Below are 3503 nucleotides of genomic sequence, written 5' to 3' on the forward strand. Positions count from 1 at the left end.
GGCCCTGCCCGCGCCCGCGTCGGCGGCCAGGCGGGCGCCGCCCGCGTGCGGCTGCAGCCGCAGCACCCGGTCGGGGCGGTGCCGCACCCACGGGTGCCGGTCGGCGAACGCGTCCAGGGTGTACGGGGTGATCACCGGCAGGCCGGTGAGCTCCGCGACCTCCGGCACCCGGTCGCCGAGGTCGCCGACCACCTCGATGAGCCCGTCGTCGGCCCAGCGGCCGAGGACCATGCGCTCCTTGGAGGTGATGTCGGCGTCGTGCAGCAGCGCGCGCGGGGCCACCGGGTAGAGCGCCGCCCCGGCCTCGCCGGTGAGCGCGGCGAACGCGTCCACGGCCATGCCGACCCGCAGCAGGTTGACCGGCCGGCCGCCGTCCAGGTCGGCGTAGCCGGCGACGGCGCCGAGGTCGATGACGGCCCGCGCCAGCTGGGCATCGGTCGTCAGGCACTTCTCGATGGCGTCGAGCACGCCGGTAACCGCGAACCGCATTCCTACCTCCGGGCCCACGAGCGAGCGGCGTGAGCTGGAGGTCAGTATGCCCCGCGGCTCGCGACGACGGCACCGACGGTGCGCCACAGGATGACCATGTCCACGGCGAGCGACCAGTTCTCGACGTAGAACAGGTCGAGCCGGATGCCGTCCTCCCAGCTCAGGTCCGACCGGCCGCTGACCTGCCACAGGCCGGTCATGCCGGGCTTGACCAGCAGGCGCCGGGCGATGTCCTGGTCGTAGCGGGCCACCTCCTGCGGCAGCGGCGGGCGCGGACCGACGAGGCTCATGTGGCCGAACAGCACGTTGAACAGCTGCGGCAGCTCGTCGAGCGACCACCGGCGCAGGACCTTGCCGACCTTCGTGACGCGCGGGTCGTCGCGCATCTTGAACATGAGGCCGTCGGTCTCGTTCTTCTTCTGCAGCTCGGCCAGCCGCTTCTCGGCGTCGACCACCATGGAGCGGAACTTGTAGACGCCGAACTCCGTGCCGCCGATGCCGACGCGCTTCTGCTTGTAGATGATCGGGCCGCGGCTGGTCAGCTTCACGGCCAGCGCGATGGTGATCAGCGCCGGCGAGGCGAGCAGCACGACCATGGCCGCGAACGTGCGGTCGAACGTGCCCTTGAGCACCTTGCGCCAGCCGGAGAACTCCGGGGCCTCGACGTGGATGAGCGGCAGGCCCGCGATCGGCCGGGTGTGGATGCGCGGCCCGGCCACGTCGGTGAGGGCGGGCGCGAGCACCAGGTCGATGTCGGTGCTCTCCAGCTGCCAGCCGAGCCGGCGCAGCCGGCGCCCGGTCAGCTCGCCGGCCGCGGTGACCGCGATGGTGTCCGCGCCGATGGCGCGCGCCGACTCGATGATGGTGCGGAACGAGCCGACCACCGGCACCCCGTTGAGGTGCTGGGCCACGGGCGCGACGAGCGAGTCGGGGATGCACGCGCCGACGACGGTGTAGCCGGCCAGCGGCTCGCTGCGCAGCTGCTCGACGAGGTCGAGCACGTGCGAGGCGTCGCCGACCACGAGGACCCGCCGCGACCAGCCGCGGTTGCGGCGGCGCCGGCGGTGCAGCGACTTGCGGGCGACGAACCGGCCGCTGGCCAGACCGATGGTGCCGACGGCGAACGTGATGCCGAGGAAGCCGCGGGAGATGCCGACGTCGGCGAGGTAACCGACGATCGCGACGGAGCCGGCGAGCTTGAGGCTCGCGGAGACGACGCGCCGGTACTCATCCGCGCCGAAGCCGATGATGTGGTCGTCGTAGCAGCGGCTCAACCGCAGCGCGGTGAGCCAGACGACGAACAGCCCGGCGGCCACGGCCGCGTACGGGATCTTCGAGCCCAGCGCGGGCTGGCCCTGGAACCGGGCGAGGTAGCCACCGATGACGGCGAGTGCGACCACGGTCGTGTCGAGGATCGTCAGCGTGCGTTGGTACGACCGGATCTGGGGGCGGATGGGGGACACCCGGACGCGCGCCGTCGCCGACGCCGGGGGAGTGGGAACCGACGCCGTCCGCGGTGCGTTCGACGTGAGCGTCGCCAAGGTCGGTGGCCTCCTAGGCGCGGCGCGAGCATGGAGTTTGCGGTGCCATTCTGGTCCCTACGTGTGTACGGACCAGTTAACCGACGGATACGCGACGGAACATCAGGTACGCCGGTTCGGCGGGTTGCGCGTGGTTTACCAGCGGTGGTGCACGTGCGGAGCGATCAGTTCCCGGTACGTCGCGGTCACCGTACTGCGGAACTCCGCGTCCGTGGGCGGCAGGTCGGCCGCGGCGGCGTTGGCCGTGGCCTGGGCGGGGTTGCGGGCGCCGGGGATGACGACGGACACGCCGTCCTGGTCGAGGATCCAGCGCAGCGCGACCTGCGCGAGCGTCGGCCCGGGCGACGCGGCGGCGAGCCGGCGCACGGCGTCGAGTCCGACCTCGAACGGCACGCCCGAGAACGTCTCGCCCACGTCGAACGCGGCGCCGTCGCGGTTGTACGTGCGGTGGTCGTCCGGCGCGAACGTGGTGTGCTCGTCGTAGCGGCCGGACAGCAGCCCGCTGGCCAGCGGCACGCGGGCGATGATGCCGACGCCGGCGGCCGACGCCGCGGGCAGCACCCGCTCCAGCGGCTTGAGCCGCAGCATGTTGAGGATGATCTGCACCGTCGCGACGCCGGGTCGGGCGATGGCGGCGAGCGCCTCGTCGCAGGTCTCGACGCTCACCCCGTAGGCCCGGATGCGCTTCTCGGCCACGAGCGTGTCGAGCGCGTCGAAGACCGCGTCGGTGCCGAACACCGGCGTGGGTGGACAGTGCAGCTGGACGAGGTCGAGGATGTCGACGCCGAGGTTGGTGCGCGACCGGTCGGTCCAGGCCCGGAAGTTGTCGAGCTGGTAGGCGGCGGGCTCCTGCGGGACCCGGCGGCCCATCTTCGTCGCGACGGTCAGCCCGGCGTCGGGGCGCTCCCGCAGCAGCCGCCCGATGACGCGCTCGCTGCGCCCGTCGCCGTAGACGTCGGCGGTGTCGATGAGCGTCGTGCCGGCGTCGACCGCGGCGTTGAGCGTGTCGAGGGCGTCGGACTCGCTCACGTCGCCCCAGTCGGCGCCGAGCTGCCAGGCGCCGAGGCCGATAACTCCGACATTCACCCCGGTGCGACCGAGTTGGCGGGTCTGCATGCCGGCAGCCTACCGATCTTCCGGGACGGCGCGCGGTCGCCCTGGCGAGGGATGTCGACACATAATTCAGACTTTTCGGCACCGTAAACAACGGGCAAAAAGGCATGTAAGCATTCACGCGTGAAGCTACCATCGTCCGTTCGGTTGATGCGCCTAAAGCTGATTGGTTAGACTGCATTCGCTACATGGACGAGCGATGGCCGTGCGACCGGCCGCCGATAGTCGAAGGAGCCCACCATGTCCGAGACAGCTTCGCTGGCGGTGACCACAGAGGACACTCTCGCGCTCATCACTGAGCGCCAACTGGATGACGTCGACGGGCCGGCCCTTCTGCGGCTGTTCACGAGCCTGCCCGCC

At 71.5% G+C, this 3503-nt stretch carries 2 protein-coding genes and 1 pseudogene; all 3 read right to left on the reverse strand.

Annotated elements, in window-relative coordinates:
* A pseudogene (locus ABD211_RS33350) lies at window positions 1-489 on the reverse strand (FHA domain-containing protein); the annotation flags it as partial.
* A gap of 41 nt (window positions 490-530) precedes the next feature.
* Window positions 531-2030: a sugar transferase gene (locus ABD211_RS33355; RefSeq protein WP_425560596.1), complete on the reverse strand. Its 1500-nt coding sequence runs from the start codon at window positions 2028-2030 to the stop codon at window positions 531-533.
* A gap of 135 nt (window positions 2031-2165) precedes the next feature.
* Window positions 2166-3146 (reverse strand): aldo/keto reductase, encoded by a 981-nt coding sequence (locus ABD211_RS33360; RefSeq protein WP_344140557.1) that lies wholly within the window; start codon window positions 3144-3146, stop codon window positions 2166-2168.
* Window positions 3147-3503: the final 357 nt, after the last annotated feature.

The organism is Luedemannella flava (genome assembly GCF_039528515.1).
Taxonomy (GTDB): domain Bacteria; phylum Actinomycetota; class Actinomycetes; order Mycobacteriales; family Micromonosporaceae; genus Luedemannella; species Luedemannella flava.